Origin of the sequence: Candidatus Terasakiella magnetica (genome assembly GCF_900093605.1) — a bacterium.
GTDB lineage: Bacteria > Pseudomonadota > Alphaproteobacteria > Rhodospirillales > Terasakiellaceae > Terasakiella > Terasakiella magnetica.
In genome coordinates, this window is sequence record NZ_FLYE01000048.1 from 30,975 (window position 1) to 57,806 (window position 26,832).

Annotated in this window: 24 protein-coding genes; 15 read left to right on the plus strand and 9 right to left on the minus strand. The window is 48.3% G+C overall.

From position 1 onward, the window contains the following. The first annotated feature begins 6 nt into the window (after positions 1 to 6). Both MTBPR1_RS16740 and MTBPR1_RS16745 read left to right on the plus strand, forming a co-directional pair. Positions 7 to 885, plus strand: a complete 879-nt coding sequence (locus tag MTBPR1_RS16740) for a flagellar motor protein MotB (protein ID WP_069190191.1) — start codon at positions 7 to 9, stop codon at positions 883 to 885. 91 nt (positions 886 to 976) lie between these two features. Further along, positions 977 to 2,560, plus strand: coding sequence for a pentapeptide repeat-containing protein (locus MTBPR1_RS16745; RefSeq protein ID WP_069190192.1), 1,584 nt, complete (start codon positions 977 to 979; stop codon positions 2,558 to 2,560). On the opposite strand, the gene MTBPR1_RS16750 is transcribed toward MTBPR1_RS16745, so the two are convergent. After that, a complete protein-coding gene (locus tag MTBPR1_RS16750; protein ID WP_069190193.1) occupies positions 2,537 to 3,634 on the minus strand; it encodes an iron-containing alcohol dehydrogenase in 1,098 nt (365 codons plus the stop codon). The genes MTBPR1_RS16745 and MTBPR1_RS16750 overlap by 24 nt on opposite strands. Positions 3,635 to 3,770: 136 nt before the next feature. On the opposite strand from MTBPR1_RS16750, the gene MTBPR1_RS16755 reads away from it, so the two are divergent. Continuing rightward, positions 3,771 to 4,955: a BaiN/RdsA family NAD(P)/FAD-dependent oxidoreductase gene (locus MTBPR1_RS16755; protein ID WP_069190194.1), complete on the plus strand. Its 1,185-nt coding sequence runs from the start codon at positions 3,771 to 3,773 to the stop codon at positions 4,953 to 4,955. On the opposite strand, the gene ald is transcribed toward MTBPR1_RS16755, so the two are convergent. After that, complete coding sequence (gene ald / locus MTBPR1_RS16760) at positions 4,952 to 6,064, minus strand: alanine dehydrogenase (protein ID WP_069190195.1); 1,113 nt, start codon at positions 6,062 to 6,064, stop codon at positions 4,952 to 4,954. The two genes, MTBPR1_RS16755 and ald, sit on opposite strands and share 4 nt — an antisense overlap. A 159-nt stretch (positions 6,065 to 6,223) precedes the next feature. Here ald and MTBPR1_RS16765 point away from each other — a divergent pair, with 159 nt between their 5' ends. From MTBPR1_RS16765 to fdhF, 3 genes are read left to right on the plus strand one after another with little or no spacing between them, the layout of a single operon-like run. After that, a complete protein-coding gene (locus MTBPR1_RS16765; protein WP_069190196.1) occupies positions 6,224 to 6,691 on the plus strand; it encodes an Lrp/AsnC family transcriptional regulator in 468 nt (155 codons plus the stop codon). A 37-nt stretch (positions 6,692 to 6,728) separates the two neighbouring features. Then, positions 6,729 to 8,198 (plus strand): NADH-ubiquinone oxidoreductase-F iron-sulfur binding region domain-containing protein, encoded by a 1,470-nt coding sequence (locus MTBPR1_RS16770; RefSeq protein WP_205631267.1) that lies wholly within the window; start codon positions 6,729 to 6,731, stop codon positions 8,196 to 8,198. Further along, the gene (gene fdhF, locus MTBPR1_RS16775) at positions 8,195 to 10,900 is read left to right on the plus strand and encodes a formate dehydrogenase subunit alpha (protein ID WP_069190198.1); all 2,706 of its coding nucleotides are present in this window, start codon (positions 8,195 to 8,197) and stop codon (positions 10,898 to 10,900) included. The genes MTBPR1_RS16770 and fdhF overlap by 4 nt, the downstream gene beginning before the upstream one ends. Here fdhF and MTBPR1_RS16780 read toward each other — a convergent pair. Genes MTBPR1_RS16780 through MTBPR1_RS16790 form a run of 3 tightly spaced genes read right to left on the minus strand, consistent with a single transcriptional unit; the run spans position 10,897 to position 13,758 of the window. Further along, positions 10,897 to 11,391, minus strand: a complete 495-nt coding sequence (locus tag MTBPR1_RS16780) for a GNAT family N-acetyltransferase (protein ID WP_069190199.1) — start codon at positions 11,389 to 11,391, stop codon at positions 10,897 to 10,899. The two genes, fdhF and MTBPR1_RS16780, sit on opposite strands and share 4 nt — an antisense overlap. Before the next feature lie 4 nt (positions 11,392 to 11,395). After that, positions 11,396 to 12,580, minus strand: a complete 1,185-nt coding sequence (locus MTBPR1_RS16785; protein WP_069190200.1) for a CaiB/BaiF CoA transferase family protein — start codon at positions 12,578 to 12,580, stop codon at positions 11,396 to 11,398. After that, the gene (locus MTBPR1_RS16790; protein ID WP_069190201.1) at positions 12,580 to 13,758 is read right to left on the minus strand and encodes an acyl-CoA dehydrogenase; all 1,179 of its coding nucleotides are present in this window, start codon (positions 13,756 to 13,758) and stop codon (positions 12,580 to 12,582) included. Before MTBPR1_RS16790 ends, MTBPR1_RS16785 begins: the two co-directional genes overlap by 1 nt. A gap of 119 nt (positions 13,759 to 13,877) precedes the next feature. Here MTBPR1_RS16790 and gcvA point away from each other — a divergent pair, with 119 nt between their 5' ends. Beyond that, positions 13,878 to 14,765, plus strand: coding sequence for a transcriptional regulator GcvA (gcvA, locus tag MTBPR1_RS16795; protein WP_069190202.1), 888 nt, complete (start codon positions 13,878 to 13,880; stop codon positions 14,763 to 14,765). Between the two features lie 66 nt (positions 14,766 to 14,831). On the opposite strand, the gene MTBPR1_RS16800 is transcribed toward gcvA, so the two are convergent. Next, the gene (locus tag MTBPR1_RS16800) at positions 14,832 to 15,734 is read right to left on the minus strand and encodes a branched-chain amino acid aminotransferase (protein ID WP_069190203.1); all 903 of its coding nucleotides are present in this window, start codon (positions 15,732 to 15,734) and stop codon (positions 14,832 to 14,834) included. A gap of 125 nt (positions 15,735 to 15,859) precedes the next feature. Here MTBPR1_RS16800 and MTBPR1_RS16805 point away from each other — a divergent pair, with 125 nt between their 5' ends. From MTBPR1_RS16805 to MTBPR1_RS16815, 3 genes are read left to right on the plus strand one after another with little or no spacing between them, the layout of a single operon-like run. Continuing rightward, positions 15,860 to 16,354 (plus strand): MarR family winged helix-turn-helix transcriptional regulator, encoded by a 495-nt coding sequence (locus MTBPR1_RS16805; RefSeq protein WP_069190204.1) that lies wholly within the window; start codon positions 15,860 to 15,862, stop codon positions 16,352 to 16,354. 45 nt (positions 16,355 to 16,399) lie between these two features. Beyond that, the gene (locus MTBPR1_RS16810; RefSeq protein ID WP_069190205.1) at positions 16,400 to 17,089 is read left to right on the plus strand and encodes a response regulator; all 690 of its coding nucleotides are present in this window, start codon (positions 16,400 to 16,402) and stop codon (positions 17,087 to 17,089) included. After that, on the plus strand, positions 17,089 to 18,411 hold the full coding sequence (locus MTBPR1_RS16815; protein WP_126465328.1) for an ATP-binding protein: 1,323 nt from the start codon (positions 17,089 to 17,091) through the stop codon (positions 18,409 to 18,411). The genes MTBPR1_RS16810 and MTBPR1_RS16815 overlap by 1 nt, the downstream gene beginning before the upstream one ends. A gap of 2 nt (positions 18,412 to 18,413) precedes the next feature. Here the strand turns inward: MTBPR1_RS16815 and MTBPR1_RS16820 are convergent, their stop codons facing one another. From MTBPR1_RS16820 to MTBPR1_RS16830, 3 genes are all read right to left on the minus strand, one after another. Beyond that, positions 18,414 to 18,656, minus strand: a complete 243-nt coding sequence (locus MTBPR1_RS16820; RefSeq protein ID WP_069190207.1) for a YjiS-like domain-containing protein — start codon at positions 18,654 to 18,656, stop codon at positions 18,414 to 18,416. A gap of 112 nt (positions 18,657 to 18,768) precedes the next feature. Then, complete coding sequence (locus MTBPR1_RS16825) at positions 18,769 to 19,524, minus strand: cobalt-precorrin-6A reductase (protein WP_069190208.1); 756 nt, start codon at positions 19,522 to 19,524, stop codon at positions 18,769 to 18,771. Then, entirely contained in the window at positions 19,514 to 20,602 is a 1,089-nt protein-coding gene (locus MTBPR1_RS16830) for a cobalt-precorrin-5B (C(1))-methyltransferase (RefSeq protein ID WP_240492945.1), read from the minus strand. Before MTBPR1_RS16830 ends, MTBPR1_RS16825 begins: the two co-directional genes overlap by 11 nt. A gap of 35 nt (positions 20,603 to 20,637) precedes the next feature. Between MTBPR1_RS16830 and cobA the strand changes: the two genes are divergently transcribed. The 5 genes from cobA to MTBPR1_RS16855 all read left to right on the plus strand — a co-directional run bounded on the left by cobA (position 20,638) and on the right by MTBPR1_RS16855 (position 26,793). Further along, on the plus strand, positions 20,638 to 21,417 hold the full coding sequence (gene cobA / locus MTBPR1_RS16835) for a uroporphyrinogen-III C-methyltransferase (RefSeq protein WP_165602697.1): 780 nt from the start codon (positions 20,638 to 20,640) through the stop codon (positions 21,415 to 21,417). Positions 21,418 to 21,419: 2 nt separating this feature from the next. Further along, positions 21,420 to 22,205 carry a sulfite exporter TauE/SafE family protein gene (locus MTBPR1_RS16840; RefSeq protein ID WP_069190210.1) on the plus strand — a complete coding sequence of 262 codons (786 nt, stop codon included), beginning with the start codon at positions 21,420 to 21,422 and terminating at the stop codon, positions 22,203 to 22,205. Positions 22,206 to 22,223: 18 nt separating this feature from the next. Then, positions 22,224 to 22,835, plus strand: coding sequence for an SCO family protein (locus MTBPR1_RS16845; protein WP_069190211.1), 612 nt, complete (start codon positions 22,224 to 22,226; stop codon positions 22,833 to 22,835). Continuing rightward, positions 22,832 to 24,172, plus strand: a complete 1,341-nt coding sequence (locus MTBPR1_RS16850) for a cobyrinic acid a,c-diamide synthase CobB (protein WP_126465330.1) — start codon at positions 22,832 to 22,834, stop codon at positions 24,170 to 24,172. Before MTBPR1_RS16845 ends, MTBPR1_RS16850 begins: the two co-directional genes overlap by 4 nt. Positions 24,173 to 24,294: 122 nt before the next feature. Further along, entirely contained in the window at positions 24,295 to 26,793 is a 2,499-nt protein-coding gene (locus MTBPR1_RS16855) for a nitrate- and nitrite sensing domain-containing protein (protein ID WP_069190213.1), read from the plus strand. Positions 26,794 to 26,832: the final 39 nt, after the last annotated feature.

Sequence of the window (26,832 nt, forward strand, 5' to 3'; positions counted from 1 at the left end):
TAGCCCATGGCTGAACAAGAAGAAAAGAAATGCCCCCCGCAGGGCTCCCCAGCTTGGATGGCGACTTTCGCCGACCTGATGTCCCTGCTGTTGGTTCTTTTCGTGCTTCTTCTGACGTTTTCGGAAATGAACGTTATTAAATACAAGCAAATGGCGGGTGCCATGCGCAATGCCTTTGGTATCTCAAAAGAAGATCGCCTTGCTGGTGTGATTGAGGTTGATGGGCAATTACAGCGCAAAGTCGCGCGTAACGTTTCGCCAACAGACATTCAAATCCCGACCGTTTCGATGGATATCCCCGATACCACCGACGAAGAAGAATTTGATATTGATCCTCAGGAATCGCCTGAAGAGCAAGCAAGTGACGTTGAGAATGAAGTTGCAAAAATCATTGCTGAAGAAGCCGCTGATCAAGGTGTTGATGTGGAAAGAGAAGGCAATGAAGTTAAAATTCGCTTCCCAAGTGAAATTGCCTTTGGTTCCGGCTCCTCCAATATCGGCGCTGACTTTGCTGACCTTTTGGACAAGCTTACCGATGTGATCAAGAAATCACAGGGTCAAGTACAGGTCGGCGGACATACAGATAACATTCCTTTAGGTGGTGGTGGACAATACCGTTCCAACTGGGACCTTTCTGCCGCACGTGCGACCTCAGTTGTGCACCATTTCCTCAATCATTCTGATATTGCCCCTCAAAAAATGGCGGTTCAAGGCTTTGGTGATAGCCGCCCACTGGTCCCAAATGACAGTCCTGAAAACCGTTCACGCAACCGCCGCGTTGAAATTACCCTCGTTCTTGGTGAGGGTGAGCAAGAACAGGTCAATTCTGTTCAAGACCAGCTTGAAAGCGTGTTTGGCCCAAGACCGGATGGAAATCCAAAATAATACCCCTTTTGTATAAGCTTCGGGTTGAACTGATCTCAGATCAGGTTATGATAGTCTTGTAAAAAAATAGACAAACAACTGAACTACGTGCATGTCGGACTTTGATTTCAGCGCCTATAAAGTGATGCTTTGCGATAATGATCCTGCAAGCATTGATGCGGCGCGCACCACATATTTAGATAATGGCATTGGCGATTTCGTGGCAACACCGTCACCAGAAGAAGCCCTTGACCATATCCCTATGATGAAGCCCGACCTTATGCTCATCGGGCTTAAATTCCCTGAAATTTCAGGTATCGAAGTTGTGCGCCAAATCCGTGGCCTAATGGATGGCGCCTTTTTCAAAACACCGATTCTTATTCTCTTAGATAAAGTTGCCCCCAACACACTGCGTGAAGCCTGCAAAGCGGGTATTGAAGGGGCCTTAAGAAAACCCCTTGAGGCGGAAAAGATCCTTCGTTTCAGCCGCTCGGTCATCTTAAAGCCACGTCGCTTTGTCTGTGTAAACCATTACTTTGGCCCTGAGCGACGCACGCTTGAAGATATAGAGCGTTCTAAAGAGTTATGTCGGCGCAAAGATGGCATTCAGGCCCCGGTCCAGCCGGGCAGAAGCTCGCTTGACAGCTCGCCTGTTATGAGTGGGGGCTTTAAAGGCAGTTCTATTGAGCTATTTGGGAATGATGCCCCCGCACCTGCAGCGACAAAACCAACGCCTCCCAAACAGGCGAAAGCCAGTGATGTAGAGGCAGCAGAAGTATCAAACCTGACCCAAGAAGCCCCCTCATCAGCTAGAAAAGCAGAACGTGTTGTTCAGCATGAAGCCTCCTCACACAGCCGTGGTGCGGCTGGTGCAACATTACAGGCACCCTCTTCACAAAAATCTAGTGGTTCCATCTTTGCTGGAGAAGATACAGCACAAGGTAAAAAAACCTCAAACGACTTTGCTTTAACTGATGATGCCCCAGCAAAACAAAGCAAAGAAGATTTTGACTTTGGCTTAGCTGAAGAAGAAAAGAAAAAGGCCAAGAGTAAGCAAGAAAATCTCATCGAAGAAGAAGCAGCCTCTAAAAAGAAAGCACAAGCCAAAGTAGCTCTTGAAGAAGCTGAGAAAAAGGCCAAGAAAAAGAAAAAAGAAACTGAAGCAGGCCCTGCAGATGAAGATTTTGAAGAGATCGTTGATCTAGAAGAATGCTTGGAACAACATAAAGAATGGATCAACAGCGGTGGAAAAAACGGCAAACGAGCCAAACGCCCCCATTCTGATTTTCGCGGTCAAGAAATTGCGGAAGTTGATTTTACAGGGGCAATCTTACCTCAATCCTGTTTTGAAGGTTTAAACTGTACCAGTACGGTCTTTCGAAAAGCTGACTTAAGCGGCTCGACCTTCAAAGAAGCTCTACTTTCAAGTTCTGATCTGCGCGTTGCGCGTCTGAGCAAAGTTGACATGCGCAATGCCAAATTAGACCGCTCTGACATGCTTGGGGCTGACCTATCTGAAGCTGACCTTGCCGGGGCGAGCCTACGCCGTGTCAACCTTAGTGGTGCAAACCTGCATCAGACCAATTTATGCGGTGTAAATCTCACAAGCGTTCAAGGCTTAATTGCTGAACAAGTCAAACGCGCCATTACCGATAGCACAACGCGCCTGCCTTCAAACTTGAATATGGCGCCTTAACAACGCATCAATCATCACATCATGACTGAGACGAACAGGCAGAACCTCTTCATCCCAATCGGCTATGATAAGCTGAGTGATCTCTTCGATCTTCTTTTCACTTAAAGGGAGTTTGGGGAGTTCAAGGCGTGCAACCCATCTTCTTAATGTGCCCACCAGTGATGCATAGGCTTCTTCGCGGTCTTCAAAAGGGCGCTCAGCCAGCAATTCCCCCACAAGCGCATATTTATCCATGGCGGAATGATCTGGTAAAAATTCAGCCAACATTTCAATTTGTGCATGACTGATTTCTGCACAGATCGTTGCACATGATTGCGCATAGGTCAGCTCGGTTTCCTGCTCAACACTCACGCCCAGACGATGGCTCAAACCAAAGCCTGCCTGACCTGAGCCCACACCTGCCATTAATGAGGCATAAAAAACTTCATCTCTGCCCTTTTGATCGCCCTCAATCCCTTTAACAAAACCGCGCACAAACGATTCAAGACCAGACCACACCAAGGCATCAGATAGCACAGATGCTTTTGGTGAGACATAAGCCTCAACCAACAACATCAAAACAGCCAAGGAGCGTGCTGCAAAATCATCACGGTCCATCTCATCTAAAAAACTTGGGTCCGCACAAACGATTGTAGGCAAAAGGCTTGTGCGGCTCGTTTCTTCAATGGCCCCGTCGCCACCAAAAACAACGCCATTCATGGGCGCACCCGTGCCTGCGGTTGTGGGCACAGCAATATGAGGGCAATCCCTGGCAACCAATTTGCCCGTATCAATGGCGCGCCCCCCACCAAGGGAAATAACGCAATCAATTTGGCTAAGATCAACTTCGTCCATAATAGCTTGGCTGGCTTGGCTTGTTTTTTTACCTAAGGCGGAGATATGGCTCACGGCTATGCCTTGCACCTGCAACATGTCGCTGACTTCTTTTAACAGGCTAGGATGATCTTTAAGGTAAGCATCGCCAATCAGCAGAACCCGCGTACCAAAAGGCAGCACCTGTCTTGCCAGTTTTTCAAAGACACCACGCCCAAAGACCAGTTCCGGTACGCCGCTTGCGCTAAAAAGAGTGCTCATCGCCTATATCTCCATTTCAGATGCAGCCAATTTCTCACACCTTTGGGTAAAATCCAAATCAGAAATTTATCAGTTTACCCACAGCCCCCTTTATGGCAGAACTCTGAGCGTCCTTATCAATTGAAAGACAGGTTTCATGGCTCTTCACAATGTAGATGTGCTTATCATCGGTGCAGGTGCCGCAGGAATGATGTGCGCCATAGAAGCCGCAAAACGTGGGCGCAAAACATTAGTCATTGACCATGCCAAGAAACTGGCGGAAAAAATCCGCATTTCCGGTGGCGGGCGATGTAACTTCACCAATATGGACATCACGCCTAAAAATTACCTGTCTGAAAATCCCCATTTCTGCAAGTCGGCCTTAAATCGCTATACAAACTGGGACTTCATCGGCCTAATGAGCGAATATGAAATCGCCTATCATGAACGCGACCACGGTCAACTTTTCTGTGATGACAGCGCCCAGCAGATCATTGATATGCTGGAAAAAGAATGTCGCAAAGCCGGAGCAAAAATCCGCCTCAACACCAAAGTAGAAGGTGTGAGTAAAAATGACGGCGGCTTTTTAGTCATGAGTGATGAGGATGAGATTGAATGTGAACATCTTGTTGTTGCCTCAGGCGGGCTTTCCATTCCCAAAATCGGGGCGAGTAATTTCGGGCTAAAGCTTGCAGAAAAGATGGGGCTTAACGTTATTCATCCCCGCCCTGCCCTTGTGCCCTTTACCTTTGACCAAGAAACACGCGATAAGCTATCAGGCTTTCAAGGCATCGCCCTTGATAGTGTCATCACCTACAAAAAGGCCGAATTTCGCGAAGCCTTACTCTTTACCCATAAGGGACTAAGCGGCCCCTCAATTTTGCAAATTTCGTCTTATTGGACACCGGGTGAAACCGTGCAGGTTAACCTTGCCCCAGACACGGACGTTATGGCTGTTTTGAAAAAAGCCAAAAACGATCAACCCAAACAAGAAGCCCAAACGGTCATTTCACAAATCTTGCCCAAACGTTTGGCTGTGCGTCTTGTTGAACAGGCTCAATGCCATGGCAAAATGGCGGAACTTTCTGATAAAAAGCTCCAAACCTTGGCTGAGTCCATTAACAACTGGCAACTCCTGCCCAGTGGGACAGAAGGCTATAAAACAGCTGAAGTCATGAGCGGCGGTGTGGATACAAATGAGCTTTCATCCAAAACATTTGAAGCCAAAAAAGTGCCCGGCCTTTATTTCATCGGTGAAGTCGTCGATGTGACCGGGCATTTAGGTGGATTTAACTTCCAATGGGCATGGTCATCTGGCTGGTGTGCCGGACAATTCGTTTAAACAAGGCTTGTTGGATCAAGATAATCATAGCCCAGATCATCCGCCACGGCCTTATAAGTCACGCGACCATTATGAACATTAAGACCATTGAGCAAATGCGCATCATCCGCGCAGGCTTTTTGCCAACCTTTATTTGCCAAAGCCAAAGCAAAAGGCAAGGTGGCGTGGTTTAGGGCAAAGGTTGATGTGCGCGCCACAGCACCGGGCATGTTAGCCACACAATAATGCACCACATCATCAACAATATAGGTCGGGTCTTGGTGGGTTGTTGCTTTGGATGTTTCAAAACACCCGCCTTGATCAATCGCTACATCCACAATGACAGAGCCCCGCTTCATGGAAGAAAGTTGATCTTTGCTAATCAGTTTTGGCGCCGCCGCACCGGGTACAAGAACCGCCCCAACCACGAGGTCAGCCTCATAAACCAGCTCTTCAGTGGCATCTACACTGGCATATTGTGTCTTAAGGCGTGGACCATAGACATCATCCAGATAAGCCAAACGTTTAAGGGAGCGATCCAGTACTGTCACATCTGCCCCTAAGCCCATCGCCATGCGCGCAGCGTTGGTGCCCACAACACCACCACCAATAACAACAACTTTACCCGGTTGAACGCCCGGCACACCGCCAAGTAAAACACCGCGCCCGCCATTTGCTTTTTGCAAGGCAGCGGCACCAACCTGAATGGACATACGACCAGCAACTTCTGACATAGGGGCCAGTAAAGGCAAGCCACCTTGCGCATCAGTAATGGTTTCATATGCAATGCAGGTTGCCCCAGATTTGACCAGACCTTCTGTTTGTGCAGGATCAGGCGCGAGGTGAAGATAGGTAAAGAGCAACTGGTCTTTACTTAGTTGTTCATATTCAACTTTTTGCGGCTCTTTCACCTTAATGATCATTTCAGCACGATCAAAAATCTCAGCTGCTGTGCCGACAATCTTGGCACCCGCCTTTTCATAATCTTCATTGGAGCAGCCAATACCGCCACCGGCGTTTGTTTCCACCAAAACCTCATGACCATGATGGACCATTTCGCGCACCGAACTGGGCGTCAAACCCACACGATATTCATGGTTTTTGATTTCTTTTGGGACACCGATAAGCATAACTGTTCTCCTTGCCTGATAAAGGGCTCGCTATTGATATATTTGTTATCGTTAAGCCTATATCAAGCCTTGGAGAATTTGCTGCCTATTTCAACTGGTAAAACGACCATTATTCGAATAATATTTATAAATTATTCAATTTAAGAGAATTTTATTGCTATGGAGCAGCTTGATACAACAGATCGTAAGATTCTAACCTTCCTGCAACGCGATGGTCGCATGAGCAATGCAGATTTAGCCGAAGCTGTAAACCTGTCACCCTCTGCCTGCCTGCGCCGGGTAAAGCGCCTTGAAGATGACGGTTATATCGAAGGCTATGCCATGTTGGTCAATCAGGCAGCCGTGGGTAAGCCGAGCAATGTCTTTGCAGAAATCACACTGGCAAGCCTAAGCGAAGAAACGGTTGATGCGTTTGAGCGCGCTATCATTGACTGCCCCGATGTGCGCGGCTGTTATCTCATGTCTGGGGATGCGGATTATCTTATTCGAATCGCTTGTTCCGGCCCTGAGGGCTATGAACATATCCACCGCCATTATCTTTCGCGTCTGCCCGGTGTGGCGCGCATAAGGTCCAGCTTTGCTTTGCGCACGATTTGTAAAAAAACAGGCGTAAAATTAGACATTTAGTGGTATAATTATTTCAAAATCCATGGGGGTTGGACAGATGAAAAAGCATTTCTTTCCTAAGGGGCGTCAGGTCGATCTTTCACTTTACCAAAGTATGAAAGAACTACTTGGTGCGGATGTCAAAAAACGCGATCTGCTGATTGAAAACCTCCATCGCGTCCAAGACCATTTCGGGCATCTTTCCAAAGACCATATCGCAGCGCTTGCTGATGTAATGAAGCTGTCCCAAGCCCAAGTCTATGAGGTTGCCAGTTTCTATGCCCATTTTGATTTAGACGGCACTCAGCCCAAAGAAAAGCACTGTACCAGCCTGACCTGTTCCCTCTTTGGCAAAGGTGTGGGCCAAGCTGTTGCCTGCGTGGGGCGTTGTGATGAAGCCCCTGTCTCTTTTTCTAAAGATGATCCGGTTAAGCTGCCCTCCTATATCCCCCATGAAAAATACTGCTATGCCACATTGATGCAATATCAAGGCAAGCGTGATGAGATTTTGGCTGAACTTGATAAAGCCAATTTGCGCGGCCTTGGTGGGGCCGGATTTAAAGTGGCGGATAAATGGCGTTTTCTCCTTCAAGCCAATGGTGAGAAAGTGTTAGTCATCAATGCCGATGAAGGCGAGCCCGGCACTTTTAAAGACCGTTACTGTTTAGAAAGCAATCCCCATAAAGTGATTGAAGGCGCGCTTATTGCCGCTGATGTGATTGAGGCGCGCGATATCTATATTTATCTGCGCGATGAATATGCAGCTGTGCGCAAAATCCTTGAGATTGAGCTGCCAAAAATTGATACACACGGGTGCACCATTCATTTGCGTCGTGGGGCTGGGGCTTATATCTGTGGGGAAGAGACTGCGCTTTTAGAAAGCCTTGAAGGCAAACGTGGCCTACCGCGTATCAAACCACCCTACCCTGCCCAAAGCGGCCTTTTTGGTCGCCCTACCTTGGTTAATAACGTGGAAACGCTCTGGCGTGTGCAAGATATCTTACAAAACGGGCCTGAAGCCGGATCAAGACGGTTTTATTCCCTATCTGGGCGTATCAACACACCCGGTGTTTATGAAGCCCCTGTTGATATTACCGCTGATGAGCTCATCAACAGTTATGGCGGTGGCATGATCAAGGGCCATCGTTTTAAAGCCTATCTACCCGGCGGGGCTTCTGGTGGTATTTTACCTGCCAGTAAAGCCGACCTGCCTTTAAGTTTTGGCAGTTTAGAAGACCATGGCTGTTTTATTGGCTCAGCCGCTGTTATCGTGCTTTCTGATCAAGATAATATGAAAAATGTTGTGCAAAACCTCATGGCCTTTTTTGATCATGAAAGCTGTGGGCAATGTACGCCGTGCCGGGTGGGCTGTGAAAAACTGTCCCATATGTTGCAAACCACACTGGATCAAGAGCTTGCAACGGAGCTCTGCGAGGTCATGCAGGACAGTTCCATCTGCGGGCTTGGTCAAGCTGCCCCTAATCCGCTTTTATGCGCCCTTAACCATTTTGCGGAGGACTTCACATGATTTCCTTCACCCTTAACGGTCAAACCGTCCAAGCAACTGAGGATGAAACCCTCTTTGACATTGCCAAGCGCGAAGGCAAGACCTTGCCGCACCTCTGTTCAGGCTATCACCAATTTAACAAGGCCGATGGCAACTGCCGCCTGTGTGTGGTGGAGGTAGAAGGCGAACGCACGCTCAGCGCCTCCTGCATGCGCAAGGCCAGCGATGGCATGGTGGTAAACACCCATTCTGCACGGGTGGAAAAATCACGCAAAATGGTGATGGAACTCCTCATGGCTGATCAGCCAACACGTGAAACTTGCCCTGACCCAAAATCTCATTTTTGGAAAATGGCCGATGAGGTCGGCATTGAAACGTCGCGCTTTGAGGCAAAAGAGCCTGTTAAAGCCGATATCACCCACCCCGCCATTGCGGTTGATCTCAACGCCTGCATTCATTGCACCAACTGTGTGCGTGCATGCCAAGATTTACAAAGCAATGATGTGCTGGGCATGGCAGCGCGTGGGGGGAAATCCCATATTTCTTTTGACCAGAATGATCTTTTGAATGAAAGCACCTGTGTGGCCTGCGGGGAATGTGTGCAATCCTGCCCAACAGGCGCTTTATTACCGCGCGATCCCAAAACAGGCGAGACTGTCCTTAGTGACACAGCCGAGCGAACGGTTAACTCGCTTTGCCCATTTTGTGGTGTAGGCTGTCAGCTCACCTATCATATCAAGGATGATCAACTGATTAAGGTTGAGGGACGAAAAGGTCCGGCGAATGAAGAAAAGCTTTGTGTTAAAGGGCGCTTTGGCTTTGATTATATCCATCACCCTCATCGCTTAACCAAGCCACTGATCCGCAAAGAGGGTGCAGCTAAAGAACCGATTGATCCGGCCAACCCCTTAAGTCATTTTAGGGAAGCAAGCTGGGAAGAAGCTTTAGACAAAACCGCCCAAGGTTTTAAGCGCTATCAACCAAGCGAGCTGGCTGGATTTGGCTCAGCCAAAGGTTCAAACGAAGAGGCCTACCTTTTCCAAAAAATTGTGCGCGCCGGATTTGGCACCAACAATGTGGACCACTGCACGCGCCTGTGTCATGCCTCTTCTGTCTCAGCCCTCATGGAAGGCATCGGTTCTGCAGCAGTGACCGCCCCGTTCATGGATGCACTTAAAGCCGATGTGATCATCGTGATTGGTTCACGTCCGGCGCAAAACCACCCCGTTGCCGCCACTTACATTAAAGAAGCAGTCAAAAAGGGTGCTAAACTTATCGTCATGGACCCGCGCCGCCAAGGCCTGACCCGCTTTGCCGATCATATGGTGCAATTTAAATCCGGCTCAGACGTGGCTCTGCTGAATGCCATGATCCACACCATCATTGAGGAAGGGCTAGTCAATCAGGACTATATTGAAAAATATACCGAAGATTTTGATAAGCTGGCTGACAAGATTAAAGACTTCTCCCCTGACGCCATGCAAGAGATTTGCGGCATTAAAGCAGATGAAATCCGCACCATTGCGCGCACCTATGCCAAGGCTGAACGCTCCCTTATCTTTTGGGGGATGGGGGTGACCCAACATGTCCATGGTACTGATAATGTGCGCAGCCTCATGGCCCTTGCGCTGATCACAGGCCATATGGGGCGCGATGGCACGGGCCTTCACCCGCTACGCGGACAAAATAACGTGCAAGGCGCTTCTGATAGTGGCTTAATCCCCATGGTCTATCCCAACTACCAGCCTGTTGCCTCAAAAGAAGTTCATGACAAGTTTGAAGAGTTTTGGCAGGTAAAACTCGACCCTGAGCCCGGCCTGACCGTGGTTGAGATCATGCATGAAATTCAGGCAGGTAAGCTAAAATCCATGTATATCATGGGCGAAAACCCTGCCATGTCGGACCCGGATGCCAATAACAGCCGCAAGTCCCTGTCCATGCTAGACCATCTGGTGGTGCAGGATATTTTCCTCACAGAAACCGCCATGTATGCAGATATCATTTTACCCGCCAGTGCCTTTCCTGAAAAAACAGGCACCTTTACCAACACAAATCGACAAATCCAGATGGCGCGCCAAGCCCTTAACCCACCGGGGCAAGCCAAGCAGGATTTATGGATCATTTGCGAGATTGCCAAACGCATGGGGCTGGACTGGTCTTATGAAAGTGCCAAAGACGTCCATCTTGAGATGGAACAGATCATGGGGTCTCTCAACGGCATTACATGGGATCGATTAGAGGCTGAAGATTGCCTGACCTATCCCAACGGGCAAGCCGTTTTATTTGGGGAGGGGTTCCCCACAGCAAATTCAAAAGGGCGCATTGTACCAACCGACCTCATCCCACCTGATGAAGTGCCAGATACCGACTATCCGTTTGTCTTGACCACAGGGCGCATGTTGGAACATTGGCATACAGGTGCCATGACGCGCAGGGCCGCTGTGCTCAACCAGATCGAAGCCCATCCGGTTGCCAGCCTGAACCCGAAAGAGCTTAATAAAATGGGCCTTGAAGCAGGTGATATGATCACGGTTTCCACACGGCGCGGCACGGTTGATATCCATGCACGCCCTGATCGCGATGTGCCGACGGGCATGGTGTTTATCCCCTTTTGTTTTAAAGAGGCGGCTGCAAACTTATTGACCAACCCGCAGCTTGATCCCTATGGCAAAATACCCGAAGTTAAAACCTGCGCAGCAAAGATAACGCCAAGCAAGCCTTAGCGGGTAACCACACCTTCATGGCCTTCAAGGTAGCCCTTGATCAGCTCAATCCCTAAAAGGCGGTTTTGGTCATAACGACCGGGCATGCGCATATGCCATGTGGGTTTGGCGTTAAAACCGACACGCTCATAATAAGGCGCATCGCCAACCAAGATGATCCCGCCATGGCCTGCTGCTCTGGCTAAATCAATCACACAATGCAGCATGGCCTTGCCTAAGCCCAAACCATGCAGCGTTGGATCAACAGCTAAAGGCCCCAGTAAAAGGGCTGGACCTGCTTCACCCGCCTGAATGGGCCAAAGCCGCACGGTGCCAACCAGTTTATCTTCTAAAAAAGCAACAAGGGAGAGGTCTTGATAATGCTCACGACCCAAGCGAAGCTGATGCGAAGACTTGGTTGTCCAGTTCTCTCCCAAGGCACGCGCCACCAACCCCAAGATCAAATCTTCAGGTAAAGGGCATTCCGCTTCTGTTTTTATGGTCCATTGCATAAAGTCACATACCAATAACGCCCTTATCCGCCAAGTCTTTTAACTCATCTGGGCTTAATTTTAGCATTTCTTGCAAGGTTTCAGCGCTATGTTGACCCAAATTGGGGGGAGCCTTGTCATATTGCAACGGGGTTTCGCTATAGTTAATCGGGTTTGCCACACTGGGTGTTTCGCCCTCTAGGGAAAGTTCAAGTCCACGGTGTTTAACCTGTTCATCGGCAAAAACCCGATCAAGCGTATTAATGGGGCCACAAGGCACACCCGCAATCTCAAGTTTTTCAATCCACCAATCAAGATCATGGGCTTTCATGGCCTGCTCAATAAGAGGAATGAGCGTTTCACGATTTCTCACCCGTGCCTCATTTGTGGCAAAACGCTCATCTGTGGCAATATCCTCCAAACCCGCTGTTTTGCAAAAGTTTTTAAACTGACCGTCATTGCCCACACTTAAAATAAGATGACCATCATATGTGGCAAAAGCCTGATAAGGCACGATGTTGGGATGGGCATTGCCCAATAGGCCCGGCGCTGTGCCACTGGCAAGGTAATTAAGCGCTTGATTTGCCATGGTGGCAACCTGTACATCCATCAAGGCCAAGTCAATATACTGACCTTGCCCACTTTGATCACGATGGATCAAGGCCCCTTGCACCGCAATGGTGGCGTAAAGCCCTGTCATGATATCTGCCAAAGCCACACCGGCCTTCATCGGCCCACTTTCAGGGGAACCTGTCACCGACATCAAACCCGCCATCCCTTGGATGAGAAAATCATAGCCTGCACGCTGGGCATAAGGCCCGGTTTGCCCAAATCCTGTGATAGAACAATAGATAATATCGTCTTTCACAGCCTTAAGACTATCATAATCAAGGCCATATTTTTTAAGGCCACCGACCTTAAAATTCTCAATCACCACATCACAGTGTTTAACCAGCTCGCGAATGATTTCTTGGCCCTCAATTTGGGTGAAATCAATTGCCAGTGATTTCTTGTTGCGATTACATGACATGAAATAGGCCGCTGTTTCCCCCACAAAGGGAGGCCCCCAATGACGGGTATCATCCCCCACATCAGGGCGCTCGATTTTAAGCACTTCTGCGCCCATATCGCCAAGATTTTGCGAGGCCCAAGGACCTGCTAAAACCCGCGAGAGATCAAGAACCTTAATATGGGAAAGAACACCAGCCATTAGAAAAAGGCCTGTAAGTCAGTTTGTGCACGACCCAGGATTAAGGAGTGAATATCATGGGTTCCCTCATAGGTATTGACTGTTTCCAAATTCACCATATGACGGATAACATGAAATTCATCAGAAATACCGTTACCCCCATGCATATCGCGGGAAAGCCTTGCAATATCAAGGGATTTACCCACATTATTGCGTTTGATAATCGAGATATTTTCAATGGCACAATTGCCTTCATCCATCAAACGCCCCACACGCAATGCCGCTTGCAGTCCCAATGTTATGTCAGTCATCATATCTGCGAGTTTTCGCTGGAAAAGTTGTGTCTGGGCCAGCGGGCGATCAAACTGTGTGCGGTCCAGCCCATATTGACGTGCGGCATGCCAGCAAAATTCCGCCGCCCCCAAGGCCCCCCATGCGATACCAAAGCGCGCTTTATTCAAACAGCCAAACGGGCCAGCTAAACCTTTCGCATTAGGCAAAAGGTTTTCATCAGGTACAAACACCTTATCCAGAACAATCTCACCTGTAATAGAAGCACGCAAAGACATCTTGCCTTCAATCTTTGGCGTGGAAAACCCTTCTGCGCCGCGCTCCACAATAAAGCCACGGATCACCCCCTCAAGCTTCCCCCAGACAATGGCAATATCGGCAATGGGGGAATTGGTAATCCACATTTTATTCCCCGTAAGTTCAAACCCGCCATCAACTTTCACTGCACGCGTTTTCATACTGGCGGGGTCTGAGCCATGGTCCGGTTCCGTTAGGCCAAAGCAACCAATCATTTCCCCTGTTGCCAGTTTAGGCAGATATTTTTGGCGTTGCTCTTCACTGCCATAGGCATAAATAGGATGCATGACCAAGGATGACTGCACCGACATGGCAGAACGATAGCCTGAATCAACCCGTTCGACCTCACGCGCGACAAGCCCGTAACAGACATGGTTCACACCTGCACAGCCGTACTCTTCTGGAATGGTGGAACCAAGCAGGCCAAGTGCGCCAAACTCACGCATGATCTCAGGATCAAATTTTTCATGACGGTTAGCTTCAAGGATACGTGGCATCAGCTTGTCTTCGCAAAACTCATGGGCCGTATCACGGATCAGGCGCTCATCTTCGCTTAATTGTTGATCAAACAGAAACGGATCATCCCATTGAAATGTTACTTTGCCAGCCATTGTTTTATCCTTTTATCAAAATTACCGCTTAATCATTCATTTATAGGATGGTAACCTCGCTTTAAAGCGATATATTTTCATTAATCCATTCATTTTATGAATGATATAGGTTTTCTTTTATGAGACGTCATCTTCCCAGCTTCACCTCCCTCTTATGTTTTGAAGCCTCAGCACGCCATTTAAATTTCACCCGCGCCTCTGAAGAACTCAACCTCACCCAAAGTGCGGTGAGCCGTCAGGTGCGCAATCTGGAAGACCATGTCCAGACCGATTTGTTTTTGCGTATCAAAAAACGCCTTGTTCTAACCGAGGAAGGTAGCAAATATGCCCAAGCTGTAAGCGAGCATCTCAACGGGCTTGAGCAAGAAACAATGAAGCTCCTGAGTAAAGACCAGAATGATACCCGTCTTAATATTGCGACCTTTCCCACCTTTGGCTCACGTTGGCTCATCCCACACCTTCATGAGTTCACCCAACAAAACCCTGAAATTCAGTTCAACCTCACCACAGGGTTAGAGCCCTTTGATTTTAAACATCATGATATAGATGTGGCGATCCAACATGGCGATGGCAACTGGGCGGATGTAGAATGTGAAAAGCTGGTTGCAGAAACCCTTGTGGCTGTCTGTGCGCCTTCATTGATCAAACAGATCGTGCCCCTCACGCCACAATCTGTTCTGGATCATACCTTACTCACCTTACAAACCCGCCAATATGCTTGGCCTGAATGGTTAAAAGCCCAAGGTGTTAAGGTCAAATCCAGCCTAAACGGGCCGAGCTTTGAAACCTTTTCCATGATGATCAGGGCGGCCCTTTCCGGGCTCGGCATCGCCATCATTCCGGATATGTATATTAAGGAGGAGCTTGAAAGTGGGAAACTCATCTCTCCCTTTGGCCCCCCTGTAAAAAGCCAAAGGGGCTATTATCTGGTCACTACAACTCAGAAAAAAGAGATGAAAAAGGTCAGGGCCTTTATGGATTGGATCAAGACGATCCCCTCTACATAAAAAAAGCCCCTGCCCTAATAAAAAGGACAGAGGCTTTGAAAACAAAACTGTTTTTTAAAAGCTTACTTAAGCAGCGCTTGTGGCTTCAAGAGCTTGGCCGCGCACTGTGCGGTCATAATCTTCCACAAGCTGGCGAGACATCTCACCCGGTGTGAAAGTGAATTCACCGATTTCTGCAACAGGTGTCACTTCAGCGGCTGTACCGGTGAGGAAACATTCTTCAAAGTCACCCATTTCTTCTGGCATGATGCGGCGCTCAATAATCTGATAGCCACGTGCTTTTGCCAAATCAATCACCGTGCGACGTGTGATCCCATCAAGGAAACAGTCGGCAAGTGGTGTGTGAATTTCACCATCTTTATTGATGAAGAAAACGTTCGCACCCGTTGCTTCTGCCACACGGCCTTCCCAATCCAGCATCAAGGCATCATGATAGCCTTTGGCTTCTGCAGCATGTTTTGACAAAGTGCAGATCATATAAAGGCCAGCTGCTTTTGATTTGCTTGGCGCAGTGCGCGGGTCTGGACGGCGATATTCAGCACGGTCCAGACGGATGCCTTTCATGCGGGCTTCTGGGTCAAAGTAAGAGGGCCATTCCCACGCAGCAATTGCCAAGTGAATGGTATTTTGCTGGGCAGATACACCCATCATTTCAGAACCACGCCAAGCAACAGGGCGGATATAGCCATCCACGATGTTGTTTTCGTCCACGACTTTCTGTGTCGCTGCATCAATTTCTTCCACAGTATAGGGAATTTTGAAACCGAGGATTTTTGCAGATTCAACGAGACGTTCACTATGTTCTGTTAGCTTAAAGATATTCCCGCCATAAACGCGGATACCTTCAAAAACAGAGGAGCCATAATGGAGGGCATGGGAAAGAACGTGAACTTTAGAATCACGCCACTGAATCATTTCCCCGTCATGCCAGATCGTACCGTCGCGGTCATCAAACGAAAGGTTGGACATGGTTTTTCTCTTCTTTTGAAATAATATTACTTATGCGAAGCATTTATTGTAAATGATGTTGCCTCTTGTACTGGTTTCTGTCATATATGTCAACATTGCTGACGTAGTTTGTAACGATTTGAAAAATGTCCGATATTAAAAGACGTGCCAACCCTTTGTTTTTACGCGAAGAAGAACTTCGCCAAGCAATGGAGCTTTTATTTTTCGCGTATCGCGACTTCACCGGTGAAGCCGATGAAATTCTCGAATCGTACAATTTTGGCCGCGCCCATCACCGCGTAATCTATTTTGTGGGGCGCGAACCAGGCATGTCGGTTAAAGACCTCCTCCATATCCTCTCCATCACCAAACAAAGCTTATCGCGCGTTCTCAGCCAGCTTGTGGATGAAGAATTTATTGAACAGCGCACAGGCGTAACAGATCGTCGCCAGCGTCTCTTATTCCTCACCACCAAAGGCCAACAGTTAGAGCATGAGCTTTCCAAAAGCCAAAGCCGACGCATTGCTGAGGCCTATCGCCTTGCTGGTGCCGATGCGGTTGAGGGCTTTCGCAAAGTCCTGATGGGGATCACCGATGAAAAAGAACGTTTTGCCCATATTAATGATACACCGCAAGAATAAGCTTTTTCATTTGCGCTGATCTTCAGCAATGGCATACTGTCGCACATGAGTGAGGAACAAATCCATATTCTCGTCGTTGATGATGATGAACGACTGCGCCGTTTGCTTAAAAAGTTTTTAAGCGAAAAAGGCTTTAACGTCTCCATCGCCGAAGATGCCCAAGATGCACGCAAAAAATTAAGCCTGCTGGAATTTGACCTCATCGTGCTTGATTTGATGATGCCCGGGGAAAGCGGTCTGGATTTTGCCAAAGACTTTAAGCAAAGCAATGACACCCCCATCCTTATGCTCACTGCCATGGGTGAAAGTGAAGACCGTATCACAGGCCTTGAATGCGGGGCTGAAGATTATCTCACCAAACCGTTTGAGCCACGCGAGCTTGTGCTGCGCATCAATAACATTCTCAAACGTGTGGTGCGTAAAGCCCCCCAAGAAGAAACCGAGGTGATTAAACTGGGTGCACTTAAATTTGATGCTGAGCGCCATACCTTAACGCGCGGTGATGAAATGATCCATCTGACCGCTTCAGAAGCCAGCCTGCTGGTGATACTGGCAGAACAATCCGGCACCATTTTAAGCCGGGAAAAACTGGCGGAGCTTTCTGGTATTGAAGGTAATGATCGCACTATTGATGTACAGGTCACGCGCTTGCGCCGCAAAATCGAAGATGACCCGAAACTTCCGCGCTTTTTACAAACTGTGCGCGGGCAAGGTTATGTGCTCAGGCCTGAGTGATGAAGATAGAAACCCTCATTAAGCGCACCTTACCGCGCAGCCTGTTGGGCCGATCCTTATTGATCTTGGTTGTGCCCATGGTGTTGTTACAGGTGATCTCCGCCTTTATCTTTTATGAAGCCCACTGGGATAAAGTATCAAAATATCTTGCACGCGGGCTTGCAGGTGATGTGGGGGCCATGGTTGATCTTGTGCGCGATAACCCCACCCCACAAGGGCGCGCGCGCGCATTTGAGATTTCGCGCAACCGTTTTAATATGGACTCTAACCTGCGCATTGATGAAATCCTGTCCAACTCAAAAGAAATTGTTCAAGGCAGTATTCCAGACCCCTTCTTGCTCTTGGCCCTTAAAGAGCGCGTTGGTTTGCCCTATCATATTATCGCCCCAGAAGGGGAAAAGCACCTCACCATCGAAGTTCAGCTAAGCGATGGCATCTTAGCTGTTACAGCCCTTAGAAAACGTCTTTTTAGTTCGACAACTTATGTGTTTGTGTTGTGGATGTTAGGCAGCTCGCTTTTATTATTTGGTGTCGCCATTGTCTTTATGCGCAATCAGGTGCGCCCCATTCGCCGCCTTGCTGTTGCCGCAGATGCTTTTGGTAAGCGCCAAGATGTGGAGCGTTTTAAGCCAGAAGGCGCGCGTGAAGTTCGCCAAGCAGCCATGGCCTTTTTGCTTATGAAAGGCCGTATTGAGCGCCAGATTGAACAACGCACGCACATGCTTGCAGGTGTCTCACACGATTTGCGCACACCACTTACCCGCATGAAGCTACAGCTTGCCATGATGGGCGATGATGAAGATGTGAAAGACTTAAGCGAAGATATCCATGAAATGGAACATATGCTGGAAGGCTACCTCGCTTTTGCCCGCGGGGAAGGCGGTGAAGCCACGAGTGAGACCAACCTCTCAGAGCTGATCGAAAGCATTGTCTCCGGCCTTAAGAGAAAAGGCGTTGCGGTTGATTATCACTGTGAAGGCAAAATCTTTTTACAGGTGCGCCCCAATGCCTTTAGACGGTGTGTGACCAACCTTGTGGAAAATGCTGCGCGCTATGGCGAGCATCTTTCTGTGCGCCTTGGTCAACGTCACGAGATGATCGAGGTCACCGTTGATGATGATGGCCCCGGCATTCCTGCTGAAAAATATGAAGAAGTCTTCAAGCCGTTTTTCAGACTGGATAAATCACGCAATATCCAAACAGGTGGTGTCGGGCTTGGCCTTTCCATCGTGCGCGATGTGGTGCGCACCCATGGTGGGGATATCCAGCTTTCAACATCCCCCCAAGGTGGTCTGCGCGCACGTCTGCGCTTTCCTGTTTAAAATTAACGGCGCTTATCTTGTGTCGCGTTATATTTGCCATCAACGATGAGGGCAATATCTGTGCGTTGCAGGCCCAAGTCTGCCAGCTCACGATCAGACATAATGTCCAACTCATAGTTCATGCGTCGCCTCTTTTTCAAATCAGAAAATTTCTGGATGATAAAATCTTCAAAACGGGTCAGCAGGCCGCCTGTCAGTTCAACATGATGGCTGCCGTAGGATGTAATTGGGTATCTCAGTAACATTCTTTATCTCGCTCAAATTCTTTGTGAAGAAGCTTTAAGCGTGATGTAGTCATAGTAATATTATTTCGCAACCAAATTTTGTGCAACGCAGCATTGCTAGGGATGCATAGCTCTACAAACCATGGGTTCTCAACCACTCCAAAACCTGAGCAGGAGAGGAGAGATATTCCAAGGGTTCTTGTGGGGGGCGATTAATCATAATCACCGCAACATTCTCTTCACGTGCGGCTTCGATCTTGGCTTTTGTCGCCGTGCCGCCACTGTTTTTTGTCACCAACAGGCGAATATTTTTATCACGGATTAACTGGCGCTCCTCTTCCACACTAAAGGGTGGGCGCCCAATGACGGTTTCATATTTTTTAAAGGCCAGCTCTTCTTTGGGTTCGCTCACAAGGCGGATCACAAAATCAACCTCGTCTAATTCAGCAAAGGCTGAAAGCTCTTTAATGCCGATAGTCAGGAAGGTTTTTGAGCCCAAACGCTCAACCTGTTCCACCGCCTCTTTCATATTGCCAACTTCCAGCCATTTATCTTTGGGCGCAGGCATCCACGGCTCGCGCCACAGCACCACAAGGGGAAGTTTCAATTTATTTGCCGCAATAAAGGCATGTTGAGACATTTTTTCAGCAAAGGGGTGAGTGGCATCCACCATATGGGTGATACCTTCTTCTTCAAGGTAAGAAACCAGCCCTTCAACCCCGCCAAAACCACCAACGCGCAGCTGGCACGGCAAGTCCGGCTGATGGCCTGTCACGCCTGCATAAGAAACGATAATATCAAGATCAGGTCCCCAAAAATCCACCGCGCGTTTTGCCAAAAGGGCCGCATCGCCCGTACCGCCTAAAATCAATAGCTTCTTAACTGACATGCCCAACAATCTCCCCTCTGCGATTAACCGCGATAACTTCAATATGACAATGGCCTGAGACAATGGCCTGTGCAACTTCTTTTGTACGTTTCACCACCAGATCAGCCAGCGCAATATCATGGGCTTGGGCCAGCTCTAAAACCTCCAGCGCCGTATTGGCCTCACGGGTTTTCTCACATAAGTCCTCACCTGCGCCTGCTTCACCCATCCATTTAGAAAGCTGGTCAAAATCAACGCGTGAGCGCGAGGAATGTAAATCCATTTCACCCTGGGCCAGCTTGCAAAATTTGGCAAACCCACCACAGAGTGTGAGCTTTTCAATTGGGTTTTTGCGAATATATTTTAACACCCCACCCGCAAAATCACCCATATCAATCAACGCACTTTCCTCAAACTCATAAACCCCACAGACCGCTTTTTCTGAGGTCGAGCCTGTGGTTGCCGCCACATGGGTGAGGCCGGAAGCTTTAGCCACATCAATACCGCGGTGAATGGAATGTATCCAAGCAGAACAGGAATAAGGCACCACAATCCCCGTTGTCCCCAACACTGAAAGCCCACCGATAATACCAAGGCGCGGGTTCATGGTTTTTTGCGCCAGTTCTTCCCCATTGGTAATTGATACCGTCACAATCACATCTGGATTGGCTTCAACATCATTAAGGTTATCTGTGATCATCTGGCGCGGCATGGGGTTAATAGCAGGCTCCCCCACCTCAAGAGGCAGGCCTGCTTTTGTGACAACGCCAACACCAGCGCCGTTTTTAAAACAAATGCCGCTGCCTTTTTCACCTTTTTGCACACTGACAACAATTTCAGCGCCATGGGTGATATCAGGATCATCGCCTGCATCTTTAATTACCGCCGCCCAAGCCAAACCTTCGCCCAGCCCTTGGCGGTTTAGCGCAAAAGACGGTGTCTGGCCCTTAGGCAACCTGATTTCAACCGGATCGGGAAAATCACCTGTAAGGAGCGCGATGAAGGCGGCTTTGGCTGCGGCTGTTGCACAGGCGCCTGTCGTCCAGCCTTTTCTGAGTTCTTTCTTTTCCATAATCACAAAATAATGATTTTGAGACATTTGTCATGGATTGCTTTTATGTTATCACAGGGACCATGGATTTTTTGTCACATATCAGCTTTCCAAAGTTTGAAAAAGCAAGTGTCTGGATGGTCGGGGCTGGCCCCGGTGATCCCAAGCTTTTGACCCTTTATGCCTATCATGCACTTCAACATGCAGATGTGATTGTGCATGATGCGTTGGTGGACTCTGCCATTCTTTCTCTGGCTGCAAAAACAGCTACTTTAGAGCCCATGGGCAAACGTGGTGGCAAAGCATCTGCCAAACAAGGTGACATCACCCAACGTTTAATTGAGCTGGCCCAACAAGGCTTAAAAGTCCTGCGCCTTAAAGGCGGCGATCCGTTTGTTTTTGGTCGTGGTGCTGAAGAAGCCCTGCCCATCCTTGATAAAAACATCAATGTGCGCATTGTGCCGGGCATTAGTGCAGGCATTGCAGGTAGTGCCTATGCGGGCGTGCCTGTTAGTGATGGACAATCCAATCAAGTGATTAGCTTTGTGACAGGCCATGATACCTCAGGTGATGTGCCTGCTGTTAACTGGCAGGCCTTGGCACAAAGTTCGCCCGTTATTGTTTTTTACATGCCCATGAAACATATCGCTAAAATCCAAAGTGAACTCTTAAAAGCCGGGCGTGTACCATCAGAACCTGTCTGTGCCGTTTCACGCGCCACAACGCCTCATCAACTTGTGTGTGAAACCACTTTGGCAAACTGCGTTGAAGATTTAAATAAAGCCAACATTAAAGCCCCCGCCCTGTTGATCATCGGGCCAACGGTTGAGTTTCGCCAACAGCTTGCGGGGTGTTTTAGCTAATCATGGAATCAGAACTTCTCCTTATGAGTATGGTCCAAGCGGGCCTCGCCCATTGCACCGTTGTTGTAGAAGATAATGGCGGCCTGTTGGCAACCCTGTTTATGGCAGGGCTACTTGGCAGTGCGACCCATTGTATGAGCATGTGCGCACCTTTTGTGCTATCCCAAGTCACCGCGCGCCTTGAAACCATCAAGCTTTCAGAAATGTCTGAATTTAAACGCCTGACGGGAGCAGCCCTGCTGCCTTATCATTTTGGGCGTATGACGACTTATGTTTTCTTAGGGTTTGGCGTTGGGCTTCTCGCCCAAGGCGCCATTCGCTTTAGTGGCATGAAATGGCTCTCCGCAGCCCTGCTTATTTTGGCAGCCCTGTTTTTCTTGGGCTATGCGCTTAAACGCCTTGGGGTGAGCTTTCCCAATATGCCCTTTTTTGGCACATCGCAAAAACAGGAAAGTTCCCTTTCCCAAGGTTTGGGGCGCATCCTCAAACCGTTTTTTGCCCGCCCAACCGGCCTAAACGGATATTTTTTAGGAATAGGGCTTGGCTTTTTGCCCTGTGGCCTCCTATATGGTGCATTGGCTGCAGCGGGTGCGACAGGGGATTTTCTTGCTGGCGCATTTGGGATGGCGGCTTTTGCCTTGGGAACGGTTCCCAGCCTAATGGTCGTCGGTTTTGCCGGACATATGGCGGGACAAAAATGGCAAAAAGCCATCACAGACCTTGCACCAATGTTATTAATCATTAATGCTGGCGTCCTTGCCTATCTGGCATGGACACTTGTGAAATAAATCAAAGGTAACCTTCCCATGGGATCGCGCTCACGTATTCTTTTGTACTTTATGATTGCTGCTGTTTTTCTGGTTGTCGGCATCACTATTCGCCTGCCCCAACTTTTAGAAGAACCCGTGAGTAAATCCACTGGTGAAGTCGCCATTGGGGGTGATTTTACTTTGGTTGACCCTAAAGGCAACACTGTTACAAATAAGGACCTTCTTGGCAGCTATACGCTGATGTATTTTGGCTATACCTTCTGCCCGGATGTGTGCCCAACAGGTTTGCAAACAGCCGCCAGCGCGCTTGACCTCCTGCCTATGCGCAAATCAAACAAGGTGGTTTCCCTTTTCATCACGGTTGATCCTGAGCGCGACACACCCGAAGTCATGGGAGAATATGTTAAACACTTCCATAAAAGCCTTGTCGGGCTGACAGGCACGGTTGAACAAGTCACCCAAACCGCCAAAGCCTATAAAATCTATTTCAAAAAAGTTGTTGAAGAGGGCAAACCCGCCGATGAATATTTGATGGACCATTCTGCCTTTCAATATCTGATGGGACCCGATGGCAAATATGTCACCCATTTCCCCCATGGTATCAGCCCCGAAGACATGGCTGAAAAATTGAAAGCCTATATCCGTTGAGTACTGCCGGACTGATTATCGCTGCGCCCAATTCAAACAGCGGTAAAACCTTCATCACCCTTGGTAGCTTGCGCGCCCTACAACGAAAGGGCATTTCGGTTAGTTCTGCCAAGGTTGGACCAGATTATATTGATCCGGCCTTTCATGGCGCTGCAACCAAGCGACTGTGTCCCAACCTTGATGGGTGGGCCATGCGCGATGAAACGCTTTTTCATACCCTGAATGCCTTATCTGACAGCTCAGAGCTGGTGGTCTGTGAAGGGGTCATGGGGCTCTTTGATGGTGCAACCCTGCCTGCCAATGCGCCCTCCACCAAGGATGGCTCGCCTGCTGACATTGCGCGCAGAACCGGATGGCCTGTGGTTTTGGTGATTGATGCCAATGCCCAAGCGGCTTCTGCTGCTGCTCTTATCCACGGGTTTGCGACCTTTGATAAAGATGTCCATGTTAAAGGGGTGATCTTTAATAAAGTGGGTGGACCGGGCCATATCCAGCTTTTGAAAAATGCCTGTGAGACCCATATCCCCCATATTGAAATTCTCGGCTTTGTGCCTCGCCAAAATGACCTTGCCTTGCCAGAGCGCCACCTCGGCCTTGTCTTGGCTGAAGAACACCCTGAACTGGAAGAGTTCCTCAACACATCAGCTGATTTCTTGGAAGAACATATTGATCTGGAAAAACTCGTCCAACTGGCACAAGCCAACCCTTTTATCCAGACAACTGAAAACAATGCCTTCTTCCCACCCATAGGCCAGCGCATTAGCATTGCCAAAGATAAAGCCTTTGCCTTTGCCTATCCCGCCTTATTGCGCCATTGGCAAGAATGTGGTGCAGAGTTGAGCTTTTTCTCGCCGTTGCGCAACGAGTCCCCAACAGAGAGTTGTGATGCGATTTATCTGCCCGGTGGTTATCCTGAGTTACATTGTGACCAGCTTGCCCAAAATCACACCTTCTTAAACGCCTTGAGAGCCCACTATGAGAAGAACACCACGATTTTCGGCGAATGTGGTGGTTATATGACTCTGGGTAGAGCCATCACGGATAAAGAAGGTAAGAAACACGAGATGGCAGGCGTCTTGAATTTAGAAACATCTTTTGCCAAAAGAAAGCTCCATTTGGGCTATCGCGATGTCACCTGCCTGGTGGATACACCTTTTGCAAAAAAAGGCCAAAAGCTGCGCGGGCATGAGTTTCATTACGCCACAATTATCGAAGAAAAAGGGCCTTCACTCTTTGAAAGTCATAATGCATCTAATATGCAACTCGGGCGCGTAGGTATCAATAGTGGATCATGCTTTGCTTCTTTCATCCATTTGATTGATAAAACAGCCATTTAATAAATCTTAAGTACTATTTTTTACATTTAGGTTTTCTTCAACTTCCGATATAATTCGAAAAAATATATTAATTCGAAAAATATATTAATTCGAAATAAAAAATACGTGGGAGCCAGCCGAAAATGTCCAACAATAGTGAAGTCCTCATCCATTGGAACCATGCCTTTGATTTAGGCGTTGAACAACTTGACCAAGACCACCAAAATTTAGTCGAGCTGATTAATCAGCTTGATCAATTGGTTAAAACCAATGCGCCTCATTCAGACATTTTGCAGCTCCTTGAACAAACCGAGCGCGATCTTATTACGCATTTCACCCATGAAAATGAATATATCCGCAAAGCTCAAAGCGGCAAAGAAGCTGAAAACCACTTAAAATTCCATGACGTCACGTTAGAGTATTTGGCAAAAATTATTTTGCAGTTTCGAGAAGACCCTGAATCTATCTCTGCAAAAGACCTGCTGAATTATCTCCATGGCTGGATTATTGACCATATCATCAATCAAGATCATAAAATGCGTGATGATCTGGAACGCAAAGGCATCATCCAATCTGACCTTGCTGAAGAATCAGCCATCGCACGCTTTCTTGATAATTTCCGTTTGCGCTCACGTATCGCAGCCCTTGCTCTTTTCCCGCTCATTGCCCTGCTATTTTTTGCCGGTGATGCGGTTTTGGAAAAACGTGCAACCGTTGCTGAAATGGAAAAGATTGAACAGCTTTCCACCATGGCGGGAACCTTCTCAACACTGGTGCATGAATTGCAAAAAGAACGCGGGGCTTCGGCTGGTTTCCTTGCTTCAAAAGGAATGCTATTTGGCGATAAAGTCATTGCCCAGCGCAAAAATACAGATGAGAAAAATCAACCTGTTCCCGACGCCCTAAAACTTGGCGAGACTTTAGGGCTTAAGGCTGAGATTGCAGCTATTAAAGAGCTGTTGAACAAGCTGCCTGAAATGCGCAAGAAAGTCTCAGCTCAAGAAATTACAGTGGCCCAAGAAGTCGGCTATTATTCAGCCCTGAACTCTTCCCTGCTCAATTCCATTGCGGCCATGTCTAAAATTTCAAACGACCTTGGCATGTCTAACCGTATCTCAACCTTTGTAAACTTCTTACAAAGTAAAGAGCGCGCAGGCATTGAACGGGCTAAAGGCTCAGCTGGTTATGGCACCAATATTTTCTCACCTGCCCTATTAAAAGACTTTGTCAGCCTAATCGCCATTCAGGACACTTATATGAATGTTGCCAAGTCTTTTGCCACGCCTAAGACATTGGCCTATATGGCTGAAACCATTTCGGGCAAAGCCATCAGCGATGTTGATGAAATGCGCAAAATCGCCATTGCCAGCCCCACAACCAAAGACCTTAAAGGCATTACGGGTCCACAGTGGTTTGATACCATCACCAAAAAGATCAACCTGCTAAAGAAAACTGAAAACTATATGGCCAAGACCTTGAAGGATACGGCTAAAAAGGTTCGCCTTTCTGCCCAGACCGCTTTCATGAGCTTGCTCACCATCACGATCATTATCTCTGGTTTGATCATTGCCTTTGCCATCATCCTCATCAACAGCGTTGTGAAACCGTTGCGCTCTCTTCGTCATTCTATTGAAAGACTAGAACAGGGTCATACCGAAACCATGATTGCCGGGCGCCATAAATCTGATGAACTTGGTGAAATGGCCCGCGCCATCCAAAGCTTTAAAGAGACCATCATTCGCCAAAATATGGAACAGGCCAAACAAGGTATTGAACAAAGTGTACGTGAGCGCACTAGTGTGCGGCGCTTGAATATTACACAAACCTTCAAAGATGTTGTTGCTAACGCCATTTCAAAAATGGCGGGCGCTGCAGGTGAGTTGGAACATCACGCCGAGGCCATGTCCGGTGCAACAGAAACATCGCGCAGCCAATCTTCCATGGTGGCCTCTGCCGCCACACAAGCCACCTCCAATGTGGAAACGGTCGCTGCTGCAGCAGAAGAGCTTTCCAGCTCCATTCAGGAAATTTCACGACAGGTGGAACATTCTTCAACCATTGCGACGTCTGCCACAACATCCGCAGAAGATGCCCAGCAAACCATCCTTGGTTTGGCTGATGGGGCTAATAAAATTGGTCAGGTGGTACAGATGATTACGGACATTGCCGAACAGACCAACCTTTTAGCCCTAAACGCAACTATTGAGGCCGCGCGCGCAGGTGAAGCAGGTAAAGGCTTTGCGGTTGTAGCAAGCGAAGTGAAAAACCTTGCCAACCAGACCGCCAAGGCAACAGAAGATATCACCGCCCAGATCAATACCATTCAGTCTGACACCCAGCGCGCAGTTGATGCCATTGCAGGGGTAAGCCGCACCATTGATGAAATGGCTGAGGTCACCACAAGCGTGAGTGCTGCGGTTGATCAACAAGGCAGCGCCACACAGGAAATCAGCACCAATGTAAATGAGGCGGCAACCGGTACACGTGATGTTTCCAACAATATTGAAGGTGTGGCCCAAGCCAATGAAGAAACAGGTCGCATGTCTAATGAAGTTTTCACTTCCGCCAAACAAGTGGCAGATAATGCAGATGAGCTTCAAAATACGATCAATAATTACTTAAAAGACATGACCTCGGCTTAGGGGCAGGACCTAACAAAAAGATCATGCCTGTCTGGGGAT

What these genes read in the sequence shown, in the direction of transcription:
- MTBPR1_RS16740 (WP_069190191.1), top strand. Translation starts at nt 7, where the DNA reads ATGGCTGAACAAGAAGAAAAGAAATGCCCCCCGCAGGGCTCCCCAGCT.
- MTBPR1_RS16745 (WP_069190192.1), top strand. Translation starts at nt 977, where the DNA reads ATGTCGGACTTTGATTTCAGCGCCTATAAAGTGATGCTTTGCGATAAT.
- MTBPR1_RS16750 (WP_069190193.1), bottom strand. Translation starts at nt 3,634, where the DNA reads ATGAGCACTCTTTTTAGCGCAAGCGGCGTACCGGAACTGGTCTTTGGG.
- MTBPR1_RS16755 (WP_069190194.1), top strand. Translation starts at nt 3,771, where the DNA reads ATGGCTCTTCACAATGTAGATGTGCTTATCATCGGTGCAGGTGCCGCA.
- ald (WP_069190195.1), bottom strand. Translation starts at nt 6,064, where the DNA reads ATGCTTATCGGTGTCCCAAAAGAAATCAAAAACCATGAATATCGTGTG.
- MTBPR1_RS16765 (WP_069190196.1), top strand. Translation starts at nt 6,224, where the DNA reads ATGGAGCAGCTTGATACAACAGATCGTAAGATTCTAACCTTCCTGCAA.
- MTBPR1_RS16770 (WP_205631267.1), top strand. Translation starts at nt 6,729, where the DNA reads ATGAAAAAGCATTTCTTTCCTAAGGGGCGTCAGGTCGATCTTTCACTT.
- fdhF (WP_069190198.1), top strand. Translation starts at nt 8,195, where the DNA reads ATGATTTCCTTCACCCTTAACGGTCAAACCGTCCAAGCAACTGAGGAT.
- MTBPR1_RS16780 (WP_069190199.1), bottom strand. Translation starts at nt 11,391, where the DNA reads ATGCAATGGACCATAAAAACAGAAGCGGAATGCCCTTTACCTGAAGAT.
- MTBPR1_RS16785 (WP_069190200.1), bottom strand. Translation starts at nt 12,580, where the DNA reads ATGGCTGGTGTTCTTTCCCATATTAAGGTTCTTGATCTCTCGCGGGTT.
- MTBPR1_RS16790 (WP_069190201.1), bottom strand. Translation starts at nt 13,758, where the DNA reads ATGGCTGGCAAAGTAACATTTCAATGGGATGATCCGTTTCTGTTTGAT.
- gcvA (WP_069190202.1), top strand. Translation starts at nt 13,878, where the DNA reads ATGAGACGTCATCTTCCCAGCTTCACCTCCCTCTTATGTTTTGAAGCC.
- MTBPR1_RS16800 (WP_069190203.1), bottom strand. Translation starts at nt 15,734, where the DNA reads ATGTCCAACCTTTCGTTTGATGACCGCGACGGTACGATCTGGCATGAC.
- MTBPR1_RS16805 (WP_069190204.1), top strand. Translation starts at nt 15,860, where the DNA reads ATGTCCGATATTAAAAGACGTGCCAACCCTTTGTTTTTACGCGAAGAA.
- MTBPR1_RS16810 (WP_069190205.1), top strand. Translation starts at nt 16,400, where the DNA reads ATGAGTGAGGAACAAATCCATATTCTCGTCGTTGATGATGATGAACGA.
- MTBPR1_RS16815 (WP_126465328.1), top strand. Translation starts at nt 17,089, where the DNA reads ATGAAGATAGAAACCCTCATTAAGCGCACCTTACCGCGCAGCCTGTTG.
- MTBPR1_RS16820 (WP_069190207.1), bottom strand. Translation starts at nt 18,656, where the DNA reads ATGTTACTGAGATACCCAATTACATCCTACGGCAGCCATCATGTTGAA.
- MTBPR1_RS16825 (WP_069190208.1), bottom strand. Translation starts at nt 19,524, where the DNA reads ATGTCAGTTAAGAAGCTATTGATTTTAGGCGGTACGGGCGATGCGGCC.
- MTBPR1_RS16830 (WP_240492945.1), bottom strand. Translation starts at nt 20,602, where the DNA reads ATGTCTCAAAATCATTATTTTGTGATTATGGAAAAGAAAGAACTCAGA.
- cobA (WP_165602697.1), top strand. Translation starts at nt 20,638, where the DNA reads ATGGATTTTTTGTCACATATCAGCTTTCCAAAGTTTGAAAAAGCAAGT.
- MTBPR1_RS16840 (WP_069190210.1), top strand. Translation starts at nt 21,420, where the DNA reads ATGGAATCAGAACTTCTCCTTATGAGTATGGTCCAAGCGGGCCTCGCC.
- MTBPR1_RS16845 (WP_069190211.1), top strand. Translation starts at nt 22,224, where the DNA reads ATGGGATCGCGCTCACGTATTCTTTTGTACTTTATGATTGCTGCTGTT.
- MTBPR1_RS16855 (WP_069190213.1), top strand. Translation starts at nt 24,295, where the DNA reads ATGTCCAACAATAGTGAAGTCCTCATCCATTGGAACCATGCCTTTGAT.